This is a genomic window from Mucilaginibacter sp. 14171R-50 (assembly GCF_010093045.1).
Classification (GTDB): domain Bacteria; phylum Bacteroidota; class Bacteroidia; order Sphingobacteriales; family Sphingobacteriaceae; genus Mucilaginibacter.
The window spans coordinates 3,538,319-3,563,539 of sequence record NZ_CP048115.1 but is presented as its reverse complement, the minus strand read 5'-3'; the positions used below and the strand labels follow the sequence as shown (position 1 = coordinate 3,563,539).

At 45.2% G+C, this 25,221-nt stretch carries 25 protein-coding genes and 1 tRNA gene; 16 read left to right on the top strand and 10 right to left on the bottom strand.

Features of this window, described 5'->3' with window-relative positions; all coding sequences use genetic code 11:
- Positions 1–25: 25 nt before the first annotated feature.
- Positions 26–1,297 (bottom strand): pitrilysin family protein, encoded by a 1,272-nt coding sequence (locus GWR56_RS16165; RefSeq protein WP_162432251.1) that lies wholly within the window; start codon positions 1,295–1,297, stop codon positions 26–28.
- Between the two features lie 137 nt (positions 1,298–1,434).
- Positions 1,435–1,740: a DUF3175 domain-containing protein gene (locus tag GWR56_RS16160; protein ID WP_162432250.1), complete on the bottom strand. Its 306-nt coding sequence runs from the start codon at positions 1,738–1,740 to the stop codon at positions 1,435–1,437.
- Positions 1,741–1,804: 64 nt separating this feature from the next.
- Here GWR56_RS16160 and GWR56_RS16155 point away from each other — a divergent pair, with 64 nt between their 5' ends.
- Positions 1,805–2,368 (top strand): hypothetical protein, encoded by a 564-nt coding sequence (locus GWR56_RS16155; protein WP_162432249.1) that lies wholly within the window; start codon positions 1,805–1,807, stop codon positions 2,366–2,368.
- 54 nt (positions 2,369–2,422) lie between these two features.
- Here the strand turns inward: GWR56_RS16155 and GWR56_RS16150 are convergent, their stop codons facing one another.
- Positions 2,423–2,767: a phosphoribosylpyrophosphate synthetase gene (locus tag GWR56_RS16150; RefSeq protein ID WP_162432248.1), complete on the bottom strand. Its 345-nt coding sequence runs from the start codon at positions 2,765–2,767 to the stop codon at positions 2,423–2,425.
- Positions 2,768–2,954: 187 nt separating this feature from the next.
- Between GWR56_RS16150 and GWR56_RS16145 the strand changes: the two genes are divergently transcribed.
- Positions 2,955–3,779 (top strand): hypothetical protein, encoded by an 825-nt coding sequence (locus GWR56_RS16145; RefSeq protein WP_162432247.1) that lies wholly within the window; start codon positions 2,955–2,957, stop codon positions 3,777–3,779.
- A gap of 82 nt (positions 3,780–3,861) precedes the next feature.
- On the opposite strand, the gene clpB is transcribed toward GWR56_RS16145, so the two are convergent.
- Positions 3,862–6,459: an ATP-dependent chaperone ClpB gene (clpB, locus tag GWR56_RS16140; protein ID WP_162432246.1), complete on the bottom strand. Its 2,598-nt coding sequence runs from the start codon at positions 6,457–6,459 to the stop codon at positions 3,862–3,864.
- A 178-nt stretch (positions 6,460–6,637) separates the two neighbouring features.
- Between clpB and GWR56_RS16135 the strand changes: the two genes are divergently transcribed.
- Positions 6,638–7,969: a sensor histidine kinase KdpD gene (locus tag GWR56_RS16135; protein WP_162432245.1), complete on the top strand. Its 1,332-nt coding sequence runs from the start codon at positions 6,638–6,640 to the stop codon at positions 7,967–7,969.
- Positions 7,970–8,001: 32 nt separating this feature from the next.
- On the opposite strand, the gene GWR56_RS16130 is transcribed toward GWR56_RS16135, so the two are convergent.
- Entirely contained in the window at positions 8,002–9,429 is a 1,428-nt protein-coding gene (locus GWR56_RS16130) for an ATP-dependent RecD-like DNA helicase (RefSeq protein WP_162432244.1), read from the bottom strand.
- Positions 9,430–9,714: 285 nt separating this feature from the next.
- Between GWR56_RS16130 and GWR56_RS16125 the strand changes: the two genes are divergently transcribed.
- The 4 genes from GWR56_RS16125 (at position 9,715) to coaD (ending at position 12,159) form a co-directional block, all read left to right on the top strand.
- Positions 9,715–10,527: a DUF3822 family protein gene (locus GWR56_RS16125; protein WP_162432243.1), complete on the top strand. Its 813-nt coding sequence runs from the start codon at positions 9,715–9,717 to the stop codon at positions 10,525–10,527.
- Positions 10,503–11,036, top strand: coding sequence for a 16S rRNA (guanine(966)-N(2))-methyltransferase RsmD (gene rsmD / locus GWR56_RS16120; RefSeq protein ID WP_162432242.1), 534 nt, complete (start codon positions 10,503–10,505; stop codon positions 11,034–11,036). The genes GWR56_RS16125 and rsmD overlap by 25 nt, the downstream gene beginning before the upstream one ends.
- Before the next feature lie 12 nt (positions 11,037–11,048).
- Positions 11,049–11,630 carry a GDP-mannose pyrophosphatase NudK gene (gene nudK / locus GWR56_RS16115; RefSeq protein WP_162432241.1) on the top strand — a complete coding sequence of 194 codons (582 nt, stop codon included), beginning with the start codon at positions 11,049–11,051 and terminating at the stop codon, positions 11,628–11,630.
- 67 nt (positions 11,631–11,697) lie between these two features.
- Complete coding sequence (gene coaD / locus GWR56_RS16110) at positions 11,698–12,159, top strand: pantetheine-phosphate adenylyltransferase (protein WP_162432240.1); 462 nt, start codon at positions 11,698–11,700, stop codon at positions 12,157–12,159.
- On the opposite strand, the gene GWR56_RS16105 is transcribed toward coaD, so the two are convergent.
- The gene (locus GWR56_RS16105) at positions 12,134–12,715 is read right to left on the bottom strand and encodes an NUDIX hydrolase (RefSeq protein WP_238395249.1); all 582 of its coding nucleotides are present in this window, start codon (positions 12,713–12,715) and stop codon (positions 12,134–12,136) included. The genes coaD and GWR56_RS16105 overlap by 26 nt on opposite strands.
- Before the next feature lie 49 nt (positions 12,716–12,764).
- Here GWR56_RS16105 and pyrE point away from each other — a divergent pair, with 49 nt between their 5' ends.
- The 5 genes from pyrE to GWR56_RS16080 all read left to right on the top strand — a co-directional run bounded on the left by pyrE (position 12,765) and on the right by GWR56_RS16080 (position 16,777).
- Positions 12,765–13,406: an orotate phosphoribosyltransferase gene (gene pyrE / locus GWR56_RS16100; RefSeq protein ID WP_162432238.1), complete on the top strand. Its 642-nt coding sequence runs from the start codon at positions 12,765–12,767 to the stop codon at positions 13,404–13,406.
- A gap of 7 nt (positions 13,407–13,413) precedes the next feature.
- A complete protein-coding gene (locus GWR56_RS16095; RefSeq protein WP_162432237.1) occupies positions 13,414–13,809 on the top strand; it encodes an SRPBCC family protein in 396 nt (131 codons plus the stop codon).
- Positions 13,810–14,161: 352 nt separating this feature from the next.
- A complete protein-coding gene (locus GWR56_RS16090; protein WP_162432236.1) occupies positions 14,162–15,790 on the top strand; it encodes an ABC-F family ATP-binding cassette domain-containing protein in 1,629 nt (542 codons plus the stop codon).
- 30 nt (positions 15,791–15,820) lie between these two features.
- Positions 15,821–16,639, top strand: coding sequence for a carboxypeptidase-like regulatory domain-containing protein (locus GWR56_RS16085; RefSeq protein ID WP_162432235.1), 819 nt, complete (start codon positions 15,821–15,823; stop codon positions 16,637–16,639).
- Between the two features lie 65 nt (positions 16,640–16,704).
- Positions 16,705–16,777: transfer RNA gene (locus GWR56_RS16080), tRNA-Lys, on the top strand.
- 17 nt (positions 16,778–16,794) lie between these two features.
- Here the strand turns inward: GWR56_RS16080 and GWR56_RS16075 are convergent.
- The 4 genes from GWR56_RS16075 to GWR56_RS16060 all read right to left on the bottom strand — a co-directional run bounded on the left by GWR56_RS16075 (position 16,795) and on the right by GWR56_RS16060 (position 19,812).
- The gene (locus tag GWR56_RS16075) at positions 16,795–17,673 is read right to left on the bottom strand and encodes a glycosyltransferase family 2 protein (protein ID WP_162432234.1); all 879 of its coding nucleotides are present in this window, start codon (positions 17,671–17,673) and stop codon (positions 16,795–16,797) included.
- Positions 17,674–17,715: 42 nt separating this feature from the next.
- Positions 17,716–17,976, bottom strand: coding sequence for a hypothetical protein (locus GWR56_RS16070; protein WP_162432233.1), 261 nt, complete (start codon positions 17,974–17,976; stop codon positions 17,716–17,718).
- A gap of 8 nt (positions 17,977–17,984) precedes the next feature.
- Positions 17,985–18,452 carry a nucleoside triphosphate pyrophosphohydrolase family protein gene (locus GWR56_RS16065; RefSeq protein ID WP_162432232.1) on the bottom strand — a complete coding sequence of 156 codons (468 nt, stop codon included), beginning with the start codon at positions 18,450–18,452 and terminating at the stop codon, positions 17,985–17,987.
- A 64-nt stretch (positions 18,453–18,516) separates the two neighbouring features.
- Positions 18,517–19,812, bottom strand: coding sequence for a DUF885 domain-containing protein (locus GWR56_RS16060; RefSeq protein WP_162432231.1), 1,296 nt, complete (start codon positions 19,810–19,812; stop codon positions 18,517–18,519).
- 214 nt (positions 19,813–20,026) lie between these two features.
- Between GWR56_RS16060 and GWR56_RS16055 the strand changes: the two genes are divergently transcribed.
- The 4 genes from GWR56_RS16055 (at position 20,027) to GWR56_RS16040 (ending at position 25,200) form a co-directional block, all read left to right on the top strand.
- Positions 20,027–21,610, top strand: a complete 1,584-nt coding sequence (locus GWR56_RS16055; protein WP_202925337.1) for a flavin monoamine oxidase family protein — start codon at positions 20,027–20,029, stop codon at positions 21,608–21,610.
- Between the two features lie 34 nt (positions 21,611–21,644).
- Positions 21,645–22,811 (top strand): histidinol-phosphate transaminase, encoded by a 1,167-nt coding sequence (locus GWR56_RS16050; RefSeq protein ID WP_162432230.1) that lies wholly within the window; start codon positions 21,645–21,647, stop codon positions 22,809–22,811.
- Positions 22,812–22,911: 100 nt separating this feature from the next.
- Positions 22,912–23,892 (top strand): Hint domain-containing protein, encoded by a 981-nt coding sequence (locus GWR56_RS16045; RefSeq protein ID WP_162432229.1) that lies wholly within the window; start codon positions 22,912–22,914, stop codon positions 23,890–23,892.
- A gap of 105 nt (positions 23,893–23,997) precedes the next feature.
- Positions 23,998–25,200, top strand: a complete 1,203-nt coding sequence (locus tag GWR56_RS16040; protein ID WP_162432228.1) for an MFS transporter — start codon at positions 23,998–24,000, stop codon at positions 25,198–25,200.
- Positions 25,201–25,221 lie beyond the last annotated feature (21 nt).

Sequence of the window (25,221 nt, the reverse complement as noted above, 5' to 3'; positions counted from 1 at the left end):
CCGGGGGCTGACAATCGTGTAAGTTCTATAGTTCCGAAAATTCAGGTTCAGACGATTCAACCTTTTCTGCCAGGTATATCAGGGTTGATGAGTTGTCTTTCCTGAAGATAAGATTGGCATATTCCTTTATCTGTTCTGCCGTTACGCTTAAAAACTTTTCCGATTCGTGATTAAAGTTTTCTGCGTCGCCCATCAGCTCATAAAATGCCAGGTTCATGGCTTTGTCTAAAAGCGACATTTCAGAAAACACCATGGTCGATTCAGTTTTGTTCTTCACCTTGGTCAACTCATCCGCGGGCACTTCTTCCTTCTTCAGTTTCTCCAGTTCGTCCCAAAGCGCCTCCTCGGCCTGCTCAATACTGATGTTTTCGAGCGGCTTCCCTTCCAGCACAAACATCCCTTTATCCAGGCTGCCGGTTATATATGCGTGCACTTCGCTAAAAATTGGCTTTTCCTTCACCAAACCGCGGTGCAGGCGCGATGAGTTGCCCCTTGAAAGAATATCAGACATTAGCTCTACAGCGTAGTAACTCTCGTCTACCCGCCCCTCCATCTGGAAGGCGATGTATACATCATTAAGTGGCACCTTGCCAGTAACCGTTTCGCGGCGTTCCTCGTGCTGCGGCTGTTCCTGCGGCAGGTTGCGCACATATTTTTCGCCCGCCTGGATAGGGCCGAACCATTTTTCGGCCAGCAGCTTTATATCTTCGGTCTTAACATCGCCGCCCACCACCAAAATGGCATTTTGAGGATTATAATGCTTTTTAAAAAATGCCTTTACATCCTCAATCCTGGCATCCTCAATGTGTTTTATGGTTTTACCTATAGTTGCCCAGCGGTACGGGTGCTGCTTGTAAACCAACGGCCTAAGCTTTAACCAAACATCGCCATAAGGCTGGTTCAAGTAACGCTGTTTAAACTCCTCTATCACCACGTTGCGCTGTACCTCCAGGCTTTTTTCGCTAAAGGCAAGGTTTAACATTCGGTCGCTCTCCAGCCAAAAGCCGGTCTCGATGTTAGCCGATGGCAGGGTGATGTAATAGTTGGTGATATCGTTGCTGGTAAAGGCGTTGTTTTCGCCCCCTACTCGTTGCAGCGGGCCGTCGTAATTTGGAATATTTATTGAGCCGCCAAACATCAGGTGCTCAAATAAATGCGCAAAACCGGTTTGTTCCGGGTCTTCGTCGCGCGCGCCAACATCATATAAAATGTTAAGCACGGCCATTGGGGTTGTATTATCTTCGTGAACAAGCACCTTAAGGCCATTGTCCAGTGTAAATCGATTGAATTTAACCATGTAATAACGATTATTTAACGGTAGCAAATGTATAATTTTTGTTATGCCGTGGTGTAGAATAGCGTAACTTTTTACGCCGTTATACATTATGACGGTTAAACACCGTCTATGTTACGCTAAATATATTTTGGCCGCAGTTACTTTTCATCGCGACCATATAACTTGCGCAGCTTATTTTTAGCCCGCTCCAATGGTTTCTTTTGAGTTTTAGTAAGATTTTTACCTGCACGATTGATATAAAAATTAAGCATCGACATGGCGCTTTGAAAAGGTGAGCCTTTTCGCCTATGGCTTTTATCAGCCGAATGTTTTAACGATTCCGCGATCTCTTCCGGGTCTTTCGATTTAAAAACTTCACGATCAAGGTCGAGCGCGTCGCTGGTTTCTGTGACCTTACCCGACCATTTTTTGGCGCCCTTTTTTGTTGTATGTTTCGCTGCCATCACCCTTAATTTTTTATAATAAAGCGATATCACCAGCTAAAGTTTTATAATTTTATATTTTCTGATGGACGCCCCGCTCACCACCGACAAGCTTGCACACCTACTAATGGCAGACGCTGCCAAAGGGTTTATTGAACGATTATCAGCCAGATTGATAGCGGAGAAATTTGAGTTTGATAAGTTGATAGACCTTACCTTTCACCTCAACGCCCGGGTGGCTTTTCGAGCCGCGTGGCTGCTGGACACCACCATGCTGGCCTCGCCCGAGCTATATGTAAACAGCGTGGAATATTTTGTAAAACGCATGAGCGAGGTAACCAATGCCAGTTGCAAAAGGCATTATACCCGTATTATGATGCACCTTACCGCACCCGGCGCGCCCCAAGCTATCCGGTTAAAACTGGCAGCCATTGATATGGAAAGTGTAGTAGAACAATGTTTTGACTGGCTAATAGACCCGAAAGTGAAGATAGCCGTAAAAGTATTTGCGGCGGATACGCTGTTTAATTTATGCCATCGGTACGATTGGATAAAGGAAGAACTGGCTAACCAGGTGCAATTTATGCTGCGCGATGGCGGCCCGGCCATACAATCGAGAGGAAAGAAACTTTTAGCCAGTTTGCAGTGATAAGTTGGCGGTTTGCAGTTAAAACTCGCTAACTGCAAACCGCCAACTGCAAACTTACTGTGTTGGCCTATCTGTGCCGTGCAGGTTATTGCTAACCTGGTGGTGATGGAGCTTGGCTGCTATGGCCGATGAACTGTCGTCGGCGTAAGTGCCATACGCGTTTATCAGTATGCCTTTAAGGTTGTACTTTGCCGAACTGATGGCATATACAATAGACATATCCGAAGGATTACTTTGTCCTTCAAAACGGTAAAATTCGTCTATTTCAAAGTCTTCAGAGCCCATATGTACGTTTTGCGATTTATCGTCTATGGTATCGCCTTCAAGGCTCAAATTTGCGGTATATCCCCTTTTTGTAAGGTCGTTAGTGGCATCCACTAAGGTTTCAAAATTTTTCATGGTAGTTGTGTTATGTTATTTGTGATAACGATTATACCACAATAACCATAAAGGTGAATTGTTGTTTTATAATATAGCGGTTGAATTTTATTGGATTGATTTTCAATCTATAAGCAAAAAAATATCCTGTTGGTTTGGCTGGTCAATATTTGCGGGTTACTTTTATAACCTTGATCTTATCACATACATGAAGAAATTTTTAGTTATCGCCCTTGTAGCGTTGTTATTTAGCGCTTGTAAAAAAGACAGCCAACCTGTTACCTCTGATCCGGATCCGGGTACCAACACCGACCCTTCAGCCGCTAAACATAAACTAGTATCCAAAGTTGTAACAACACAATCTAATGGTGATATTGTAGAGGAATATGTTTACAATGACCAAAACCAACTTGTCGAGATGCATTGGGGTGGCAACAGCCCCACTTTTATACACAGCGACTTTGTTTTGACATATAATACCGATGGTACATTAAAACGACAAGTGCGCACTTCTGGTGCAGTAACGGAATATCGCGATATTGAATATGAAAATGGAATGCCGACTTTAATTACCAATACCCGGCCTTCAGACTCTTCGTATGATTATAAGATAAAGCTTAATACGGGCGACTCGAAAGTTTTGGGCGGTACATGGTTATATACTGTCAATGGTGTCGATAAGGTTAACAGCATTGTAACATTTGAATATTCGAACGAGAACCTGATAAAACAAACTAATGATTTCGGTACATATAAACAGGAATCCATCAGTGACTTTGGAATTAAAAATAACGCTTTCCGGTATACGGGAAACAAGTTGCTTTTGTCATCCGCCCCCGTTTCACATACAAATGACCTGCTAAAAATGGTTACCACCACAGGCGATAAAACACAGACAAAGGTTTTTACAAACACATACGACGAGCAGGGATATCCTAAAACAATAAAAACTAATAGTACTACGACAGAACCAGGGGAGGCCACGTACAGTTATGAAACAACCGCTGTTTATACTTACATCGACGCTAAATAGAAAATCTGAAAATATCGTTATAAATAAAAAGAGCAGCCCTAAAGCTGCTCTTTTGCATAAATGCCATCTTACTCATCAAAACTTACTCACCGGCATTCATGAACACAAAGTTGTTATCAAACATATCCAGCTTTATCTTACTGTCTCTATCCACCTTCCCGGCCAGTATTTGTTTGGATAACTCGTTCAGTATTTTCTTTTGTATCACCCGTTTCAACGGCCTTGCACCAAATTGCGGGTCGTAACCCAACTGTGCCAGCCAGTCAAGCGCTTCATCAGATGCCTCGATAGTTACGCCCATTTCGGCCAAAGTTTTTTGTACCTGCCTGAACTGCAGTTTCACGATATCGGTTATCTCGTCCCTGCTCAGCGGCGTAAACATGATGATCTCATCTATACGGTTCAAAAACTCGGGGCGGATGGTTTGCCGTAACAGGGTAAACAGTTCGTTCTTTGTTTTAGCGATAATTTCCTCGCGGTTGTTATCTTCCAGTGTGGCAAAGTTTTCCTGTATAATGTTTGAGCCGATGTTCGAGGTCATGATGATAATGGTGTTCTTAAAGTTCACCACACGACCTTTATTATCGGTAAGGTGGCCATCATCAAGCACCTGCAACAATATGTTAAATACATCCGGGTGCGCTTTTTCAATCTCATCAAGCAACACTACGCTGTAAGGTTTGCGGCGTACGGCTTCGGTTAACTGACCGCCTTCATCGTAACCCACATATCCCGGAGGCGCACCTATCAGCCTTGACACCGAGTGGCGTTCCTGGTATTCACTCATATCGATACGCACCAGCGAGTTTTCATCGTTGAACAGGTACTCGGCAAGGGCTTTGGCCAACTCCGTTTTACCCACCCCTGTAGTGCCAAGGAATATGAATGAGCCAATAGGCTTGCGTTTATCCTGTAAACCGGCACGGCTGCGGCGTATGGCATCGCTGATGGCTTCAATAGCCTCCTCCTGCCCTGCTACGCGTTTGTGCAGCTCTTCTTCCAGGTTCAGCAGCTTTTCGCGCTCGCTCTGTATCATTTTGCTAACAGGGATGCCTGTCCAGCGGCTTACCACGCCTGCAATATCATCGGCGGTAACCTCTTCTTTCAGCATGCGGCTGTCGTCCTGGTTTTCGGCTAAGGCTGCTTTCAGCTTATCAACTTCCTGCTGGGCTTGTACAATTGTGCCGTAACGTAATTCGGCTACTTTGCCATAATCACCGGCCCGCTCGGCCTGCTCGGCTTCCAGCTTATAATTTTCTATCTGTTCAACCTTTAGGTTAATACCGTCAACAATATCTTTTTCGCCCTGCCATTTTGCACGCAACGAATCGCGGTCGGCGGAAAGGTTAGCAATTTCTTCGCTTAGTTCTTTTACCTTATGGTCATCTTTTTCGCGTTTGATGGCTTCGCGCTCAATCTCCAGCTGCATAATGCGGCGCTCGAGTTCGTCAACCGCTTCAGGCACCGAGTCCATTTCAAGGCGTAGCTTTGAAGCAGCCTCGTCCATCAGATCGATGGCCTTATCGGGCAAAAACCTGTCAGATATATAGCGCTGCGACATTTCTACCGCGGCAATTATCGCTTCGTCTTTTATCCGCACCTTGTGGTGGGCTTCGTAACGCTCTTTTAATCCACGCAGGATAGAAATAGCATCGGCAGTATCAGGTTCATCAACCATCACCTTTTGGAAACGGCGTTCAAGCGCCTTATCCTTCTCCACGTATTTTTGATACTCATTCAGGGTAGTTGCGCCTATGGCCCTCAACTCACCCCGGGCAAGCGCCGGTTTCAGGATGTTCGCAGCATCCATTGCGCCTTCGCCGCCGCCTGCACCAACCAGGGTGTGTATCTCGTCGATAAACAACACGATCTCGCCATCGCTTTGGATAACTTCTTTTATAACGGCTTTCAGGCGTTCTTCAAACTCGCCCTTATATTTGGCGCCTGCTATCAGCGCGCCCATATCAAGCGAGTAAACGGTTTTAGTTTTCAGGCTCTCGGGCACATCCCCTTTAATGATGCGGAAGGCGATGCCTTCGGCAATAGCGGTTTTACCTACACCCGGCTCGCCAACCAGTATAGGGTTGTTTTTGGTACGGCGGCTGAGGATCTGTATTACCCGCCTTATCTCTTCATCACGGCCAATAACCGGGTCAAGCTTGCCGCTTTCGGCATACTCGTTAAGGTTACGCGCATATTTGTTAAGCGCGTTATAGGTAGCTTCGGCGTTCTGATCGGTCACCTTGCTATCTCCTCGGAGGCTGATAATGGCTTTCTTCAAGTCCTTTTCGGTAACGCCGGCGTCTTTTAAAACGCCCGCGGTGGCATCACTGCCGGCAAGTATGCCAAGCAATATATGCTCAACCGATACAAATTCATCCTTAAACTCTTTTAAGTAAGCGGTAGCCTTTTGTAAGGCGCTGTTGGTGGCTGATGACAGGTAAATATCGCTCCCGCTAACTTTCGGAAAAGATTTTATCTGCGCATCCAGCGTATCGTTGAGCCTGTTAAGGTTAACGTTTAATTTTTTTAATAAATAGGTTATAACGTTTTCGTCAACCAGTAACAAACCTTTCAGCAAATGCGCCGTCTCGATAGCCTGCTGTTGGTTGCCGGTTGCAATTTCGGAAGCCTTTTGAACGGCCTCCTGGGCTTTTATGGTAAAGTTGTTAAAATTCATAGTACTTTATCAGCCTCAAAATAATTGCCATAACTTGTTTAATGAACAAATGGCATTAAAATAATTTTAACACCGCCATTTTGTCAATATACCCTGCCGCAACTAACAGTATTTCAGATTTTTAATAAAAAATAAACAATTTGATATATTTTTGGAGGACCCTTACGCAATAACGACCTTGGAAACGCACTTTTTTACAAAATTATCCCCCAAGTATAGTGTGGCCTATCGCAATTACTATACTTATCAAAACCTGCAGAGCGTTCGTACAGCAAGTTTTATATTTCTTACGTTAAGTATAGTTATCAGGATACTTTACCACGTTTTTCCGGAGAGCTTAACAAAAGCACAGAATTTCCCCGAGTTCAACTTTGTCAACTGGATATTCATTATTGTCACCCCATTTTTCTATTTAATAAGCCACATGCTGGTACAGCAAATGCGCAAAACCAAGTACGCCACAGCGGGCATGGCCTTATTTGTTTTTGTATTTGCGTTGTATATTATATGCTGCGGCATGTATTCCAGCTTTATTTCTACATCCGACCCGAGCAACGCCCTTACCCTTTACCTGATAGCCCTGAGTATTGTAAGCGTGCTGTTTGTTTTTGAATATTACGAGACCATAGTGCTGCTGCTGGGCATCGAAATGCTGTTTACCATGATGCTTTTCCACGCGCAGGTTGGACCTACAGAAATGACGCATAACCAAATGATATCAGCCATTTTACTTGCGGGTTTCTATTTAACTTCGAGGTATTTTTTCTCATACAAGGCCAGCTATTACGGGCAGATAGTGGAGATACGCCATAAAAACCAGGAAATTGAAAAGGCTAACGTATTTAAAAACCAGGTACTGGGCACGGTAGCCCACGACCTGCGCAACCCTATTGCCGCCGTAGAGTCGTTAGCGATGATGATGGAACTGGAAGATATTGACGAGGATACACAGGATAACCTGAAAATGATGCGCGAATCGTGTGTGAAGGCCCGTACTATTATTGACGACCTGCTTGCGGCCGCCCGCAGCGAACATACCACCAGTTTTGACACCCGTAAAACCGAACTTAACGAGATGCTGCACGGTATAGTTAACACCTGGAAGATACAGCAGGGCGGCCATACAAATGTGGTGCTGATAAGCGACGTAAAAACGGTTTATGCCCAGATAAATCACGAAAAATTCCCGAGAGTTATTGATAACCTGATCAGCAATGCGTTAAAGTTTTCGAAAGAAACGGATAATGTTGAGGTGCATTTAAACAGTGATAAAAATAATATCATAATAAGGGTGACAGACCATGGACTGGGCATACCCAAAGAGATGATTCCCAAATTGTTCGAACGCTTTTCGGGCGCGGGACGCACGGGGCTCAGAGGCGAGCAATCCACCGGGATAGGATTAAGTATTGTTAAAGACATTGTAGAAGGCCACGGCGGTAAAATAACCGTTAGCAGCGTTGAAGGCAAGGGCAGCACCTTTACTATTGTATTACCGCAGGCAGGGTGATCAGTTTGCAGTAATTAGTTGGCAGTTGGTTTTTAAAAAGCCTCGGGTGGCGGCTCGGCGAAAAACTTACGGTTAAAGTTCACCAGATATAACTCGTTGGTGGCGCGGGTGCAGGCAGTATAAAACCAGCGTAAAAAGTCGGTGTTTACCATTTCCTCGGTAAGGTACCCCTGATCAACAAATACGGCTTCCCACTGGCCGCCCTGCGCTTTATGGCAGGTAATTGCGTAGGCAAATTTTACCTGTAAAGCATTGTAATAGGGATTTAATTTTAATTCGTTATGCTTTGCGCGCCTGTTAGGTATGTGTTCGTAATCCTTCATAGCCTCCAGGTAAAAGCGCTTCTGATCGTCGGTCAGCAACGCTGGCGCTTCTGAATATAGCGTATCCAGCAATATCTTACAATCAAGCACAGGGTCTTCGGCGTAATCAATAAATTCCAACTGCACATCGGCAAACCTGAAGCCGTACATATCCTCTATCCGGCGCACCTTTTTAACACGGGCAATATCGCCATTAGCAATAAAGCCGGTGCTGCCCTCTTCCTGGTCCTGCAGCCAAAAATAGTTGTTCTTTACTACCATCAATTGGTCACCGCCGGTAAGCTCTTCCTCGCGCATCAGTATGCGCCCGCGTATTTGCCGGTTATACAGGTTAGCATTTTTATTACTGCGGCAGATGATCAGTGTATTATCATGCCCGTATTTGCTGTACGCGTAATTCAGGCCCTCTTCCAGCATATCCCCGCCCATGCGGTAAACATCTTTGTATCCTTTGGTAACAATTTGCGGCATTACCTCTTTGCCTTGCCGTATAATGTCGCGCACTTTGGTAACATTGTACAATATCCCCGAATCCTTTTGCTGCCGCAGCACATCGGTTAGTTCATAGCCGTACATGGTTAGGCCAAAGCGGTCTTTCATGAGTTTGGCATCCAGCGCGGGGCTGTCATCAGCGCCCACGGGGGGCAGCTGGGCGGTATCGCCCACCAGCATTAACTTACAATTTTTTGTGTTGTAAACGTAGTTTACCAGGTCGGTAAGCAAGCTACCCTGAAAGCGGCCGGGCTCGTCAGATATCATAGAAGCCTCATCGATAATAAAGAGGGTGTTGGCGCTTAAGTTTTCGGCTATGGCAAAAGATTCGTCAACGTTTAACGCCGACTTTTTACGGTAGATGCGCTTATGAATGGTAAAAGCTTTACGGCCGCTGTAATTGGTTATAACCTTTGCAGCGCGCCCTGTGGGGGCCAGCAGTACCGATTTAAAATTATACTTAGGCAATGCTTTTACCAGCGCGCCAAGCACAGTTGTTTTGCCCGTGCCTGCATAGCCCTTCAGGATAAAGCAATCGTCCTCTTCGCCGCTTGTTAAAAAAGTATGCAGTTTACCAAACAACTCGTGCTGCTGTAGCGTAGGCTCGTGCGGGAAACTTTTGCTGATATCATTTATTATCGACACAGCACAAAAATGGGGATAAGTATGGGAAATAGGTAATTCAAAATTTATTACTTGTATAACTGTTGACTCACCCGGCCATCGCGGCGCCCTACCACCCTCTCTCCGCTTTGCGCAAAAAGGGTCTTTGTTTTTTCTTTTTATTTTTCGTTTCATTTCTTTTCACCCGCTTTGCGCAGCAGAGAGGGTCGACCAGCGATAGCGCAGTCGGGGTGAGTACCACCAGGCCATTTGTAGCAAGGATGATAATTTGCTAATCAGGAAAAAATATTACTTTTGTTTACCTGCATGAGCGAACACATACACCACTATACCAGCGATGATTTAAGCCTTACACAGGCCCATAGCTACACCCTGTTGTTACAGGTTGATGAAAACTGCTTTAGTTATGCTGTAATTAACGGCAAACAGCTCTTGGGCTGGGCCGAGAACCATCCGGTTGACGAGCTGCGCGACCCGCAGCAACTGCGCGAAATTTTAACCGCCAACTACAAACAAGTTGTAACCGGGGTGCACGGCACGGGGTTTACCCTGCTTCCGAGCAGCCTGTTTGATACGGAACGTGTTGCTGATGCTGCCCGCCTGCTTGACGTAAGCGATGATGAGGAAGTAAGCGCCGAGATGCTGGATAACCAAAACATTATTGTATACAAGATTAGCGAAACTTTAACCCGCGCTATTAAGGACCTGGACAACCAAAAAACAGTTTATACCAACGCAGGCTGGATAAAGGCCATAGCAGATGCCCGGCCCGCCGATGCTGATATTTACCTGGATATGGGTAACGGCATAGTATCGATATTAAATTTTAAAGATACCAGGCTGCGCTTTTACAATACCTTTAAATTTAATAACCACGAAGAGCTTGCGTATTTCTGCGCCCTGGTATACGGCGAATTAGCCATAAAGCCCGAAGATGCCAGGCTGATAATAAGCGGCGACATCAATGATACCGATGGCTATTTTACATACCTGCAAGGTTTTTTCGGCGAGGTAACATTAAACACCTTGCAGGTGCTTAACCTGCCACAAACTACCCCATCTCATAAAATACTGGCCCTTGCTGCCTTATCGCTATGCGCATTATCGGAGGAAAATTAAAAGGCTTAAGGCTTAACCCGCCAAAAAATTTACCCGTACGCCCTACTACCGACCTTGCAAAAGAGGCGCTGTTCAACATCCTGCAAAACCAAATTGAGTTTGAAGGCATTAAAGTGCTTGACCTTTTTAGCGGCACCGGCAACATAGCCATGGAGTTTGCATCGCGCGGCGCCGAAAAGGTTACCGGGGTTGACCGCGCCATACAATGCGTACATTATCTTAAAGATGCGTCGCGACAGCATGGATTAAGCGCGATAGAGGTTTTTAAGGCCGATGTTTTTAAATACCTGGCCATGGAAACCGAACAGTACGACCTGATATTTGCCGATCCGCCCTATGACCTGAACAAAATACCCGAGATACCTAAAATTGTATTTGAAAAGAACCTGCTTGCCGAAGGCGGCATGCTGATAGTAGAGCATGAAAGCATGCAAAACCTAAGCAATCACCTCGCATTTACCGAGCAGCGCAAATACGGGCACTCGTCGTTCTCGTTCTTTAAAAAATAACCATCTGCCCCAATGAATGATAAATTAAGAAACCTGCAAACGACGGTGCTGTCAGATAACTGGTACACCTTAAAAAAAGCGAACTACGAATGGTTAGGTCACGACGGTAAGTGGCAGCCACAATCGCGCGAGGTTTACGACCGTGGCAACGGGGCTACCATACTGCTTTATAATAAAGACGCCCAAACGGTGATACTTACCCGCCAGTTTAGGATGCCTACTTATTTAAACGGAAATGAAGACGGGTATCTTATAGAAACCTGCGCGGGTTTACTGGACAAGGATAACCCGGAGGATTGCATCCGTAAGGAAACTGAAGAAGAGACGGGCTACAAAATAACTTCGGTACAAAAAGCATTTGAGGCATATATGTCGCCGGGATCGGTTACCGAGATCTTGTACTTTTTTACCGCAGAATATACCAAAGACATGAAAGTAAGCGATGGTGGCGGCCTGGCAGAAGAAACCGAAAATATAGAAGTGATGGAAATGCCCTTTACCACAGCCCTTGACATGGTTAAAACGGGCAGGATAAAAGATGCCAAAACCATGATGCTGCTGCAATACGCGCAGATAAATGGATTGCTTAATTAATGACGAGTGCGGTTAATTATCATAAATTATTAACTACTTTTACCCAAGCAATAACATCATCACTTGTATGAAAATAGCCCTTTTTCCCGGCTCGTTCGATCCTGTTACCAAAGCCCACGTTGATATTGTAAAACGGTCGGTAAGCTTATTTGATAAGGTTTATATAGGCATTGGGGTAAACAGTACCAAGCAGGGGTTGCTGAGTGTGGCTAAACGCGAGGATATGCTACGCGCCGTTTTTGCTAACGACGATAAGATACATATTGTGGCCTACGAAGGTTTAACAGTTGAGTTTTGTAAAAGCATAGGCGCCGATTACATGATCCGCGGGATACGTACCGTATCAGATTTTGAATATGAAAAGGCCATCGCCCAGATGAACCACGCCCTTGAGCCCGAAATTGAAAGCATTTTTATAGTAAGCAAACCGGGCTACTCGTCTATCAGCTCAAGCATTGTACGCGAAATTATCCGTTACAACGGCAATGTGGCACAGTTTATCCCTAAAGAAGCACTTCCCTACTTGTAATCAATTCCTCTTTTTCCAATACGTCAATAATAGAAGGGAAAGTGTTTTTTACAATGGTTGACACCTGGTCCGCTTTAAACCAGCGTACATCAGTAATGCCTTCTTCCAGTTGCGGTGTTAGTTTAGCATTGCCGTTATAGCTCATTTTAAACCAATGTGTTTTTTTGAGTACTACCTCGCCTTTGTAAATATAGGTATGGTAAGTTTTGCAGATCTTTTGCTCCAGTTTATTTACCTTAATGCCGCACTCCTCTTCCACTTCGCGCACGGCGGCAATTTTAGTTTTTTCTTTTTTCTCTATCTTACCTTTTGGCAGGTCCCACTTATCATTACGATAAATAAACAGGTGTTCGCCGTGCTGGTTGGTTACCAGCCCGCCGGCAGCCTCTATTAGTGTATTGCTTTTGATGATCTTTTTCAGAAAGGCTTTGGCGTTGTCGCAAAGCACGTAAAACAAATTGCCGGGTTGCTTATCAACCCAGTGATAAACTGTTTTCAGATCAAAGTGCTCTGCATCAATCTTTTGATAGTGTTTTGCAATTTTTGGTGTTTTCACTGTTAGCAAAATCACTTTTTCGTTAATATAAATTCTGTATTTTTGAGCCATGTTTACCAATAGTGAGACCGAACAGCAGGTAGCGGAATTTCTGCTGCAAATTAAAGCAATAAAACTACAACCTAATAATCCTTTTACATGGGCGTCAGGCTGGAAGTCGCCGATATATTGCGATAACCGGATCACGCTTTCACATCCTACCATCCGTACTTATATACGACAGCAACTAACGTCGGCCATACAGGAAGCTTTTGGCTCGGTTGGCTGTATCGCAGGGGTGGCTACAGCGGGCATTCCGCAGGGAGTATTGGTAGCGCAGGAAATGGGGCTTCCGTTCATATACGTTCGTGCTAAAGCAAAAGAGCATGGTACCGGCAGTTTAATTGAAGGTGAGATCTCTCCGGGCCAGCGTGTGGTGGTAATAGAAGACCTGATATCTACCGGTAAAAGCAGCTTACAGGCCGTAAACGCACTGCGCGATGCGGGTTATAATGTGGCTGGCCTTGCCGCGATATTCAGCTATGGTTTTGATGTAGCTACCGAGAACTTTAAAGAGGCTAAATGCCCGTTTATTACACTGTCTAACTACAATGCCTTGCTAAAATATGCCGAAGAGCACAACTACATTTCGGCGGCAGATACCGAAGTATTGAAACAATGGCGTACACAACCCTCAACCTGGGGACAATAACATCAATATGAGCGTTTTTGAAAGTGCCGTTACCGTAAATAAACCGGCAGCGCAGGTATATGCCTTTTTGGCTGATATGAACAATCACCACCGGCTGATGCCCGATAATATTGCCGATTGGGTATCAACAACGGATGAGGCCAGCTTTACCATACCCAATATCACCAGCCTTTCGTTAACCATTGCCGAACGTGTAACCGATAGCCTGATCAGGATAATCCCCACCGGCAAACCCCCGTTTGAAATGGAATTGAAATGGGCGTTAACTGAGGCCGACAATACAACCAAAGCTGTTTTTACCATTACTGCCGGCTTAAATATGATGATGAAAATGCTTGCTTCGGGGCCGCTGCAAAAGCTGGCTGATGAAGAAACAACTAACTTAGCAAAGCTGCTAAGTTAGTTGTAAGGGGTTTAAGGCCTTTTTACTTTAATGTGTTGCACTACCACAAGTGCATTCACAATAAACAGGCTTGTAACTACAATAGCCATAATTAAGCAGGGGGTTTAATAAATCAGGTTTAATTTAATTCAATAGTTATTCCAGAACGTAAGTTATGCATCTTTAGTGCATAAACAATATCCGCGTTAAAATAATTTGTTTACAGCGGGAAAAGGTGTGGAACCGGGACCCCGATATCATCCCGGAATAGATGAATAAATGCCCGGCTTGGTTGCATTTATCTATCTAAATGCTGCCCGGGTTCAAATAAATTAACTATTTACCGTATTTTTGCGCCAAATATAAGTGCAGCATGATTACGGTATCTAATTTATCTTTACGTTACGGAAAACGCACCCTCTTTGAAGATGTTAACCTTAAATTCAGCCAGGGCAACTGCTATGGCATTATTGGGGCTAACGGCGCGGGTAAATCTACTTTTTTAAAAATACTATCAGGCGAGATCGACCCTACAAGCGGCTCGGTGAGCTTTACGCCCGGCGAACGCATGGCCGTATTAAGTCAAAACCATTACGCTTTTGACGAATATACCGTTCTGGAAGCGGTGATGATGGGCCATAAGGAAATGTATGCCGTGATGAAGGAAAAGGATGCCATTTACCTTAAAGAAGATTTTACCGATGCCGATGGCGAACGTGCCGGCGAATTGGAAAACCTTTTTGCCGAAATGGATGGGTGGAATGCCGAAAGCAACGCCGCTACCCTGCTAAGCAATTTGGGCATTAAAGAAGAATTTCATTATAAGCTGGTTAAAGACCTTGATAATACCCAAAAGGTACGGGTGTTGTTAGCCCAGGCGCTTTTTGGCAAGCCGGATATTCTATTGCTGGATGAGCCAACCAACGACCTTGACATACACACCATTAGCTGGCTGGAAGATTTCCTGGCATCGTACGAGGCTATTGTGCTGGTAGTATCGCACGACAGGCACTTCTTGGATACCGTGTGTACGCACGTGGTGGACATTGATTTTGCCAAGATGACCATTTACACAGGTAACTACACCTTCTGGTACGAATCGAGCCAGTTGGCCCTTAAACAACGCAGCGATCAGAACAAGAAAATGGAAGACCGCGTGAAGGAACTGCAGGAGTTTATCCGCAGGTTTAGCGCCAATGCCTCTAAATCAAAGCAGGCCACCAGCCGTAAGAAAGCCCTGGATAAGATCAACCTTGACGAGATACAGCCATCAAACCGTAAATACCCGGGCATTATATTCAATAACCAGGGCCGCGAAATTGGCGACCAGGTATTGCAAACCGAAAAACTTGGCAAAACGCTTGGAGGCGAAGTGCTGTTTGCCAACATTGATTTTATGGCCAATAAAGGCGATAAAATTGCGGTACTATCTCAAAACAGCTTGGCTACATCCGCCTTTTACGATATTTTAACGGGCAGGGATAAAGATTATACAGGCAGTTTTAAGTGGGGTGTTACAGTTAACCTGGCGGATATCCCTATTGATAACGCCGAATATTTTAAAGGCAAAGACGAAAACCTGATCGACTGGTTGCGCGAGTACTCGACCGGCGAAAAGGACGACCAGTTTATCCGTGGTTTTTTAGGCCGTATGCTGTTTAGCGGTGAGGAAGTGCTAAAAAAGAGCAGCGTACTCTCGGGTGGCGAAAAAATGCGTTGTATGTTCAGCCGCATGATGCTGCAATCGGCCAATATGCTGCTGCTTGACGAGCCAACCAACCACCTCGACCTTGAGTCGATAACCGCGTTAAACAACGGTATGAAAGACTTTAGGGGCAATATCATCTTCACCTCACGAGATCATGAGCTGGTACAAACCGTTGCCAACCGTATCATCGAATTAACCCCGGGCGGTGTTATTGATAAGCTGATGACCTACGATGAATATATCAATAGCGACGTGGTGCAAAAACAACGCGAAGAAATGTATGCGATGGCGTAACCATTCGCTTCTCTTTATCGTCTTGCCGTTATGAAACGTTTATTACTTGTCGCTTTTCTGATTTTTTCCGGGTTGTTTGCAAACGCCCAGGTGTTTGATGGTGTGGTTAAAGATGCCAAAACCAATTTGCCCCTGCCCTATGTCAACGTGGGTATAATTGGCAAAGCGGTAGGTACCGTTACCGATAGCCTCGGCCGTTATAAAATAAACCTGGCGGGCCACGATGCTGACACGTTAAAGCTATCCATGATAGGTTATATTGCACAAACCTATAAAGTTGCGGGATTTATAAACGGTAACAAACAAATCATTGCGCTGCAACCTTCTGTTACCGAGCTTAAAGAAGTTAAAGTATCCAATAAAAAGTGGAAGGAGGTGGTTTTGGGCAACACCTCACAATCAGAGAATACCAACGCCGGCTTTGATGCAAACAGGCTTGGGCACGAAATAGGCACCATCATCAAAATAAAAAAATCGCCCACCTATCTTAAAAGGTTTAATGCGCATATCACTGACGCGCCGCTATATCCGGTGAAGCTTCGCCTAAATTTTTATACGCTGAAAAAAGGTATGCCCGACCAGCTAATGCAAAACCAGAATATCTTTGTAGATGTGCCTGCAGGGCAAAAAGATATACATGTTAACCTGGAGCCTTATAATATTTTTGCCGAAAACAACTTTTTTGTAAGCCTTGAATGGATCGAAAACAGCAAAGGCCATGGGCTGATGTTCTCGGCTTACCTGAGCCTGTTTGGCAGCGGTGCCATCATCTCGCGCGAAACCAGCCAGGCTGATTGGGAAAAAGAAGGCATTGCGGGTGTGGCGTTTAATATACTGGCAGAATATTAAAAGATAGATTACCTGCAATTGCCAATAGATTGTATATTTGCAGCCCAACAGCATACAAACACCCTGACTCCGTAGCTCAGTTGGTAGAGCAACAGACTCTTAATCTGTGGGTCCTGAGTTCGAGCCTCAGCGGGGTCACAAAAAAGCAAAAAGCCTCAGGCCGAAAGTCCTGAGGCTTTTTTACTTGGAGGGTTTCCGGGGTTATCAAGTTTATTTAACAATCCCCTGCCATTTAATATTTTCCTGATCTTTCTTTTCAACCTGTTGGTAAAAGTATGCTGGCTTAACCGCCCGTCATAGTATATCAGGGGCTCATCAATATAGATACAATTGGTATATTTTAATATCCTGAGCCACATATCGGCATCTTCCGCGCCCAACGGCAACTGGTTATAATACCCCGACCGGCTTAACACCGCTCGTTCTATCATCACCGAAGAATGTATGATAAAATTATGTTTACTGATAAGAGCGGACGTAAATATCCGCGGCAAACTACCCGACCAGCTGCCATAGTTTTTCAAAAAAAAGTCGCGGCAAAATTTTTCGTAATAGGTTTTATGATATAAGGGGTACGCCCTTTGAGGCTTAAAGTACGAATCGCCCATAAAACCTTCAGTGCATGACATTTGGACCCCATGCTTCATCATTTCATTTAGCTGAACCGATATTTTTTGGGGCATCCAAATATCGTCGTCATCCAAAAAGGCTATGTAATCGCCGGTGGCATGCGATATTCCTGCATTACGCGTATAACCCAGGCACGGGAAACCGCAAACTTCCCTGCTGCTTCTGTCTAAAACTATCCACTTTATATTGGCAGTATGCTTGTGTTTGAGGTACTTTCTGTCGGTCGATCCGTCGTCTACTACTATTATTTCGATATTTTTATGGGTTTGGCCCACTACACTTTCGATAGATCGTAGCAGCGATTTATACCTGTTATAAGTATTTATTATAACCGATACCTTTATTTCGCTAATCTGGTGCACGTTGCCTTTACGATCTTCTACAGCGATATCCGCAGCTAACATATTTTATGATAAGCGACCCTTTTTAGCCATCATTAAAGGGTGTTAAACGAGGGCCGGAATCATTATCAATATCATCACAGCTCCATTTACCCCCAGTCCCCAGTAATGAACCTTAAGCGATTTATGTCTTATAATATCATACAAAAAACCTACAAGGCCAATGGCCAATGCAATTAATTCTACACCAAATGGCATGGGTGGTGTGTGAGAATTACCCTTAAATCCAAATATCACGCCCGTAACAATAGCCATAGCTAATGCCGCCACATATAGAGCACGGTAAAGGTTTGCTGAAGTTGACATAACTATGCTTACAGTAACAACCCCTTAAGGTCTGCCGGCGAGTAATTGATAGATTTTAACGTTTTGTTATCTGCCGTACGAAAAACCAGGAACTTTGATTCTTCCTCTTTGTAATGCGCTTCGCTGCCGTCTTTTTGCAGGTAATGCGCTATGGTTTCATTAGCCTCTTGTATGCTGTTGCAGGCTTTGCTCATGTTAGAGCGGTGCACCTCGTCAAACAAGGCTTTAAACTTATCGCCCAGGCCAAATTCAAGGATAGCGCCGGCCAGTACGTATTGTATATCGCAAAGGGCGTCGGCAATTTCAACCAGGTTATTATCGGCAATAGCCTCCTGAAGTTCTTTCACCTCTTCGGCCAATAGAGCAACCCGCAGGTCGCAGCGTGCAGGCGAGGGTATAGTGGGGGTATCCAAAACGGGGTGTTTAAACGTTTTATGAAATTCGGCAACCTGGTTAAGTGGAGATGCTTCCTGCATAGTATTATAGGTAATAAGTGATAATGATACGCCCAAAGCTAATCATTTTTGAAAATTTCCTGGCTTATTTCGCTTCGGCAAACACATTTTCCCTGATCATAAAAAATGGCAACGACCCGTGCGACAGCACCCGGTCATGAAAATCCCTGATATCAAACCGGGCACCTTGCTCCTTCATTAACTCGGTTTTCCACTCCATTAATTTGGCTGCGCCGTGTTTGTAAGTTATTACCTGTGCAGGCCATCGTCGCACGCGCTGTATCTCGCGCAGGGCAATATCGTCCTGCCCCTTAATGTATTTTTTCCAGAAGCTTAGCGCTTGTTCATCAGTCCAGCCGTAATAATTAATACCTACGTCAAGCGGCAACCTAATAGATCGTACTATCCCCCACTCCAACTTGCCAAGCCTGTCGTAGGGTGTCTGGTAAAGGCCAAGCTCGGCACCGTATTCTTCGGCATAGGCGCCCCATCCCTCGGCAAAGCCCATATAATAAAATAAGTTTTGCACAGCAGATACCTTTGCCTGCGCCAAAACACACGATTGGTAATGATGGCCCGGCACCGCCTCGTGCAGAAAAAGCCAGTCTATCTGCCGTTTGTTTATATGATTATTTAACGCGTTATAGTAAAAAACATTATTATCATAGTAACCGGGCGTTTGTGCCAGTGCTTTACTATCTCCGGCCTTAATATCAACTTGCGGTATACCGGTATTATTGAAAAGCCTGGGCAGGTTTTTTGTTACCATTGCCCTAACCCGTTCAAACACATCCTGAATTTTCGCCCTGCCGGTAACATAAAAGGATGTATCGTTAAGGTGCTTGTAAAACGCGGCCTCGTCCAGTCCCGTTTCGCGGCGGATGGCATCTATCTGCCGGTTTTGTCGTTCAACCTCAGCGAGTCCGTATTTATAAACGTATTCAGGGGTTATATCGTCGTTTACCCATCTTTTAATAAGGTATTTGTACCATTCCTTTCCGTTAGGGATGTTATAGATACCCGTGGTCGCTACTATAGCGGGGCGCGCGTGTATATACCCCAACTCCAGGTTAACGCGTGTAAGGTTCAGGTCGGTTTCGTATTTTATCAACCGGTAATCCAGCTTTTGGGCGGCGGTTAGTTTTTGCGGGTCAAATTTTTTAAGGCCTTGTCTTACCCCGCTGAAAAACCCGAGCTGCTTTTTCTCAGCAGTAAGCGAGGGGATCTGCTTCAACTGCCCTACATAACTTAATTCAAGCTGCGGTATTTGCAGGGCGTTATAACCGCTGACAAAGCCGTCGGCAAATGTTTTAAAATCGCCCTGGGCCGCAGCCGCTGTGAAAGCGAGCAGCATACCGGCAAAAGCACTGTAAAATTTCATTATACGGGTTTATATTACAGACTCGGCGTTACCGCAATTGTTACCGCGCGGCAAATAAAAACCCGGCAGATTGCTAAAAACCGGCACACTATATAAGCCCGTTATTTATTGATGATAAAGGGATATCGTCATATTTAAAATATCCGGCCGCTTCTTTTATAAAAACAGATATTAAATTATCTTTATCAAATAAAGATTTTTATAACCACTCCTTTTGAAAACAATTAGCCGACGCGATTTTTTAGGCAAGGGCGCCATGCTAGCGGGCGGCACCTACCCTGCCATGATGGCTTTAGGCTTATTACGGGCCGCTCCCGCGCACGCATTTAACTTACACGGAAACGGCAACGGCAAACACATTATAATATTAGGCGCCGGCCTGGCTGGTATGACATGTGCTTACGAGCTGAATAAATTGGGTTATAGGTGCACCATCCTTGAAGCGAGGCACAGGACCGGCGGCCGCTGCTGGAGCGTACGTAACGGCAGCGCCCATGCCGAAGTTGATAAACCAACTGTTACCGCCCGGTTTGATGAAGGCCAGTACTTTAATGCCGGGCCATCGCGCATACCACATAACCACGAGCTTACCCTGCACTACTGCAAAGAGCTGGGCGTACCCATACAGGTATACAATAATGTAAACGAAGGCGCTTATTACTTTGCCGAGGGAACAGGCCCGTTATCAAACAAAAAGATAAAGGTACGCGAGGTGCACAACGATATACGCGGCTATATGAGCGAAATGCTGGCCAAAAGCATTGACCACGGCGGCCTGGATAGCGCCTTAACGAAAGAAGATGCCGAAAAAGTTATTGAATATTTAAAGGCCGAAGGGGGGTTGGATATAGACAAGCTATATAAAGCATCAGCAAGGCGGGGCTATGCAGAAATGTACGGCGCCGCAGATAAACCAGGCAAAATTGCCGACCCTTATAAACTGGCCGACCTGATACACTCCGGACTGATGGACCCGGATTTTTACAACGTTGCCGAATACACCTACGAGTTGCAGATGACCATGTTTCAGGCTGTTGGCGGAATGGATAAGATAGCATCTGCGCTGGAAAAGCGCGTGGCGCCCTCCTTAAAAACCGGCGCCGAGGTTACGGATATTATAAACCTGCCGGAGGGTGTTAAAATTTTATACACCGGTGCCGCCGGTAAGCAGGAATTAACAGGCGATTTGTGCATTTGTACCCTGCCGCTGCCGATTTTAAGCAACGTTAACCACAACTTTTCGGGCGACGTAAGCAGGGCGATAGATTACATTGGCTACATCCCAACAGGTAAAATTGGCCTGCAGTTTAAACGCCGTTTTTGGGAAGAGGATGAGCACCTCTATGGCGGAATTACCCATACCAATAACGATCTTACACAGATATTTTATCCATCATACGATTACCTGGGCAAAAAGGGCATATTGATAGGATACTATAATTTTAATGACAAAGCACAGAAAATAGGCGCATTAAATTATGCGGAGCGTGAAAAATTCGCACTGGAGAAAGGCAGGCTGATACATCCGCAATACGATAAGGAGTTTGAAAGCTCGTTCTCGGTAAGCTGGCATAAAACAAAATACAGCCTTGGCGGATGGGCGGTTTATAACACCGATACGCGCAAAAATCAATACCCTGCATTGTTAAAGCCCGATAAGCAGGTATATTTTGCCGGCGAGCATCTCACTTATTTGAACGCCTGGATGGCCGGTGCGTTTGAATCGGCACGCAGTACGGTAGCTGCGCTGCACGCCAGGGTAAGCGGTCAACAGGTTCAATATAAAGCGCAGCAATAAACAAAAACAAGTAAAAACTAAAAATACCTTCACAATGGCAAATTCAATTAACCGCAGAAACTGGATCAGGTCCAGCGCTTTTATAGCCGGGGGACTGGCTTTTTGTTCGGGCACCATCAGTAAGCTGGCCGCCATGCCCAAACGTGCCTTCAGATCGTCGCGCAGCTTAACAGACCAGGAAGCGGTTTTAAGCGGGCCGTTTGATCTTAAGGCGCGGCTGCTGGCCAACGAAAATCCTTACGGTCCTTCGCCCGCAGCAAAAAAAGCCATCGCAGAATCGATTGATAGCAGCTACCAGTACCCGTTTATGCAGTTATCGCAGCTTTCGGGAAAAATTGCAGCCTATGAAGGAGTTAAACAACAAAATGTGTTGATGGATGCTGGTTCCACTCCGTTTTTGCTGGCTGCCGCCATGCATTACACCCGGGGCGGCAAAAGTGTCATCACCGGCGACCCATCCTACGATGACCTGCCCAGTCGCGCCGAGGAACTTGAGGGTAAATGGGTGAAAGTACCGTTAACCACCGACTATAAGTTGGACCTTGATGCCATGGAAGCTAAAGTAGACGATAATACCGGGCTGGTCTACATTTGCAATCCAAATAACCCTACCGCTACAGTGGTTGACACGGATAAACTTAAAGCTTTTTGCGAACGGGTATCCAAAAAAACAATGGTGTTTGTCGATGAAGCCTATATCGATTACCTGCCCGATCCGCAGGCGGCTTCCATGGTGAGTATGGTAAAGGCCGGGCATAACATCATTGTAGCGCGCACTTTTTCGAAGCTTTATGGCTTTGCTGGTTTGCGCCTTGGCTACATTATATCGCAGCCGGATATTATCAAAACGTTTAAAAGATATACCACTCAGGCCTGGAGCATTACCGGCACCACCCTTGCCGCTGCGCTTGCCGGGTACCGCGAAACCGATTTTTTAAACGACACCCTCAAAAAAACAAACGCTGCAAAGGAGTATCTGTACACTGTGTTAAAGAAAGAAGGTTACGATTATATACCATCGTCGGCGAACTTTGTAATGTTCCAGCTTAAAATGGACGGTGCCAGATTTTCGACCGAAATGTTCAAGCGCGGTGTGGGCATACGGAACTGGAAATTCAACGGCAAGGAATGGTGCCGTGTAAGCATTGGCCGTATGGACGAAATGGAAGCCTTTGCGGCTGCTTTTAAAGAAATATCTTAATGTAAGAGAAGCAAGATATCAGGATGCAGGAAGCAAGACATATAAATATTGTTTGTTTCTTATCTTGATTCTTGATTCTCACAATCTTGACTCTATTAATATGCGTAAACTAACTATAACACTTTTATTAACCGCTTTGGTTGCTATTGGCCGTGCGCAAACGGTTACGCCCAGGCCGCTTACCCTGGCCGAATATACCAGGGCCCAAACGTTTAACATCGCCGATCTGGATAAAGATACCTACGTAAAATTTGAGAATGCGTATGTACTTGACCGATACGAGGGGCGTAAACCATACTTTATAACCGGCAGCGACGGCCTCAAAAAACGCATAGACCTTTACAAGCTGATTGCCAAAGACGGTTTGCAGGAAATTGGAACCATGGTTTTTTATACCAACGAAAAGGGTAAGCTGTACAAAGCCCTTGTACCCAACTTTACGGCTGAAGGAAAAGTTTGGGAGCAATATTTCCAGGATATTGATAACATTAACAAAGTGGAAACTAATTTTATCCTTAAACTGTCTTACGTTTTATCTAAAGAATTCAGCTTTCAGCAATATAAGCTGTTAAACGGTGGCAAGGATATGAAAGAAGAATCGGCCACCTATGGTAACGATATTTGCTTCCCCGGTGATGAACTGGTTACCATGGCCAATGGGGGTAAAAAGTTTTTGAAGGATGTTAAAAGCGGCGACCACGTAATTACAGTTGATCCTGCTACCAAAGTTGCTTCGGCGGCAACGGTGAAGGAGTTAACAGCTCACGTTGCCAAAAACTATGCGTTAACTAAACTTGTACTGGTATCGGCACAAACTAACGGACAGGATATCAGGCTGAGCAGTAAAGTGTTGCAGGCCACACCAAATCACCCGATGCTTACCGCACAGGGTAACCAAAAAATTGGCGAAATAACAATAGGCCAGGACGTGCTATGCCTCGATGAAAAAACCGGCAAATATCAGGCGTATACCGTGCTGTTGAAGACAGAAAAGGCAGGTGGCACCCAAAAAGTTTATAACATTGTTGCAGATGGGGGCAGCACCGTTGTTATGAATGGCGTGATGGTATTACAAAAATGACGGCATTTACCTAATGTTAGTAAACAGAGAAGCTGTTCAAAAAACAGCGGCTGTTTTTTGCTTTCAATTTGGTACACTTGCTGAATAATACATCTGCTGCATCTAATGGCTAAAGCCGTACATCCTATTTATAATTTACACTTCGCGCTGGTTTGTCTTAGCTCGCTTTTATTCTCGGCAAGCTTTAATATGCTGATACCCGAACTTCCTGCTTATTTGAGCAGCATGGGCGGCGGCGAGCATAAGGGCCTTATCATCGCTTTGTTTACCCTTACGGCGGGTATATCGCGCCCGTTCAGCGGCAGGCTTACCGATACGGTTGGCCGGGTGCCGGTAATGGCAGTAGGATCTATAGTGTGCTTTATCTGCGGCTTTCTGTATCCTGTATTAAGCACAGTATCCGGTTTTTTATTTCTGCGGTTATTGCATGGGTTCTCTACAGGTTTTAAGCCTACTGCAACAGCGGCCTACGTTGCAGATATTGTTCCGCGCGAGCGCTGGGGCGAGGCCTTAGGCTTTCACGGCATTTGCTTTAGTACCGGCCTGGCCATAGGGCCCTTTATAGGCAGCACCATAAGGCTGGCATATTCTTTAAATATGCTGTTTTATGCATCATCATTCTTCGCGCTAATGTCGATAGTAATACTGATGAACATGAGAGAATCGTTGAAATTTAAACAGCCATTTAGCTTATCAGTATTAAAAATATCGAAGACGGACATTATTGCAGTTGAGGTTTTGCCCGCAGCCATTGTTACCCTTTTGTCGTACGTCGCATACGGCGCGATATTAACCCTCATCCCCGACTGGAGCGGCCACCTCGGCATCATGAATAAGGGTTTGTTTTTCATGGTGTTTACCATTGCATCGCTGCTGATACGTTTTATTGCCGGTAAAGTGTCTGACAGGTACGGTCGTATTTATGTGATCAACACCGGTTTGGGCTTGCTGGTTATTGCCCTTTGTTTAATAGCGTACGAAAAAACATCTTTCGGTTTATTGGTTGGCGGCATAGTTTATGGTGTGGCAACCGGCATCCTCTCACCCGCCTTAAACGCCTGGACGGTAGATCTGAGCAAGCCCGCCCATCGCGGTAAGGCTATGGCAACCATGTATATCTCGTTAGAAGCCGGTATAGGTTTAGGCGCGCTCATATCCGGCTGGTTTTACCAGGATGTTATAGCGATGGTACCCGCAATATTATATGCTACGGCTGTGGTTGCTGTTATGGCTGTTGTGTATATGGCTTTCCGTTCAAAAACTCCCGAAAAACAGCGGGATGATATTTTGATAGAGGCCGAAGGCTGATCCGCCGGGCGATAACCCCTT

Bases quoted from the DNA above. Each gene is read 5' to 3' on its own strand.
- coaD (WP_162432240.1), top strand. From the start codon at position 11,698: ATGAAAATAGCCCTTTTTCCCGGCTCGTTCGATCCTGTTACCAAAGCC.
- GWR56_RS16085 (WP_162432235.1), top strand. From the start codon at position 15,821: ATGAAACGTTTATTACTTGTCGCTTTTCTGATTTTTTCCGGGTTGTTT.
- GWR56_RS16050 (WP_162432230.1), top strand. From the start codon at position 21,645: ATGGCAAATTCAATTAACCGCAGAAACTGGATCAGGTCCAGCGCTTTT.
- GWR56_RS16040 (WP_162432228.1), top strand. From the start codon at position 23,998: ATGGCTAAAGCCGTACATCCTATTTATAATTTACACTTCGCGCTGGTT.
- GWR56_RS16065 (WP_162432232.1), bottom strand. From the start codon at position 18,452: ATGCAGGAAGCATCTCCACTTAACCAGGTTGCCGAATTTCATAAAACG.
- GWR56_RS16155 (WP_162432249.1), top strand. From the start codon at position 1,805: ATGGACGCCCCGCTCACCACCGACAAGCTTGCACACCTACTAATGGCA.
- GWR56_RS16075 (WP_162432234.1), bottom strand. From the start codon at position 17,673: ATGTTAGCTGCGGATATCGCTGTAGAAGATCGTAAAGGCAACGTGCAC.
- GWR56_RS16160 (WP_162432250.1), bottom strand. From the start codon at position 1,740: ATGGCAGCGAAACATACAACAAAAAAGGGCGCCAAAAAATGGTCGGGT.
- nudK (WP_162432241.1), top strand. From the start codon at position 11,049: ATGAATGATAAATTAAGAAACCTGCAAACGACGGTGCTGTCAGATAAC.
- GWR56_RS16095 (WP_162432237.1), top strand. From the start codon at position 13,414: ATGAGCGTTTTTGAAAGTGCCGTTACCGTAAATAAACCGGCAGCGCAG.
- rsmD (WP_162432242.1), top strand. From the start codon at position 10,503: ATGCGCATTATCGGAGGAAAATTAAAAGGCTTAAGGCTTAACCCGCCA.
- GWR56_RS16070 (WP_162432233.1), bottom strand. From the start codon at position 17,976: ATGTCAACTTCAGCAAACCTTTACCGTGCTCTATATGTGGCGGCATTA.
- GWR56_RS16045 (WP_162432229.1), top strand. From the start codon at position 22,912: ATGCGTAAACTAACTATAACACTTTTATTAACCGCTTTGGTTGCTATT.
- GWR56_RS16090 (WP_162432236.1), top strand. From the start codon at position 14,162: ATGATTACGGTATCTAATTTATCTTTACGTTACGGAAAACGCACCCTC.
- GWR56_RS16145 (WP_162432247.1), top strand. From the start codon at position 2,955: ATGAAGAAATTTTTAGTTATCGCCCTTGTAGCGTTGTTATTTAGCGCT.
- GWR56_RS16150 (WP_162432248.1), bottom strand. From the start codon at position 2,767: ATGAAAAATTTTGAAACCTTAGTGGATGCCACTAACGACCTTACAAAA.
- clpB (WP_162432246.1), bottom strand. From the start codon at position 6,459: ATGAATTTTAACAACTTTACCATAAAAGCCCAGGAGGCCGTTCAAAAG.
- GWR56_RS16165 (WP_162432251.1), bottom strand. From the start codon at position 1,297: ATGGTTAAATTCAATCGATTTACACTGGACAATGGCCTTAAGGTGCTT.
- GWR56_RS16060 (WP_162432231.1), bottom strand. From the start codon at position 19,812: ATGAAATTTTACAGTGCTTTTGCCGGTATGCTGCTCGCTTTCACAGCG.
- pyrE (WP_162432238.1), top strand. From the start codon at position 12,765: ATGTTTACCAATAGTGAGACCGAACAGCAGGTAGCGGAATTTCTGCTG.
- GWR56_RS16125 (WP_162432243.1), top strand. From the start codon at position 9,715: ATGAGCGAACACATACACCACTATACCAGCGATGATTTAAGCCTTACA.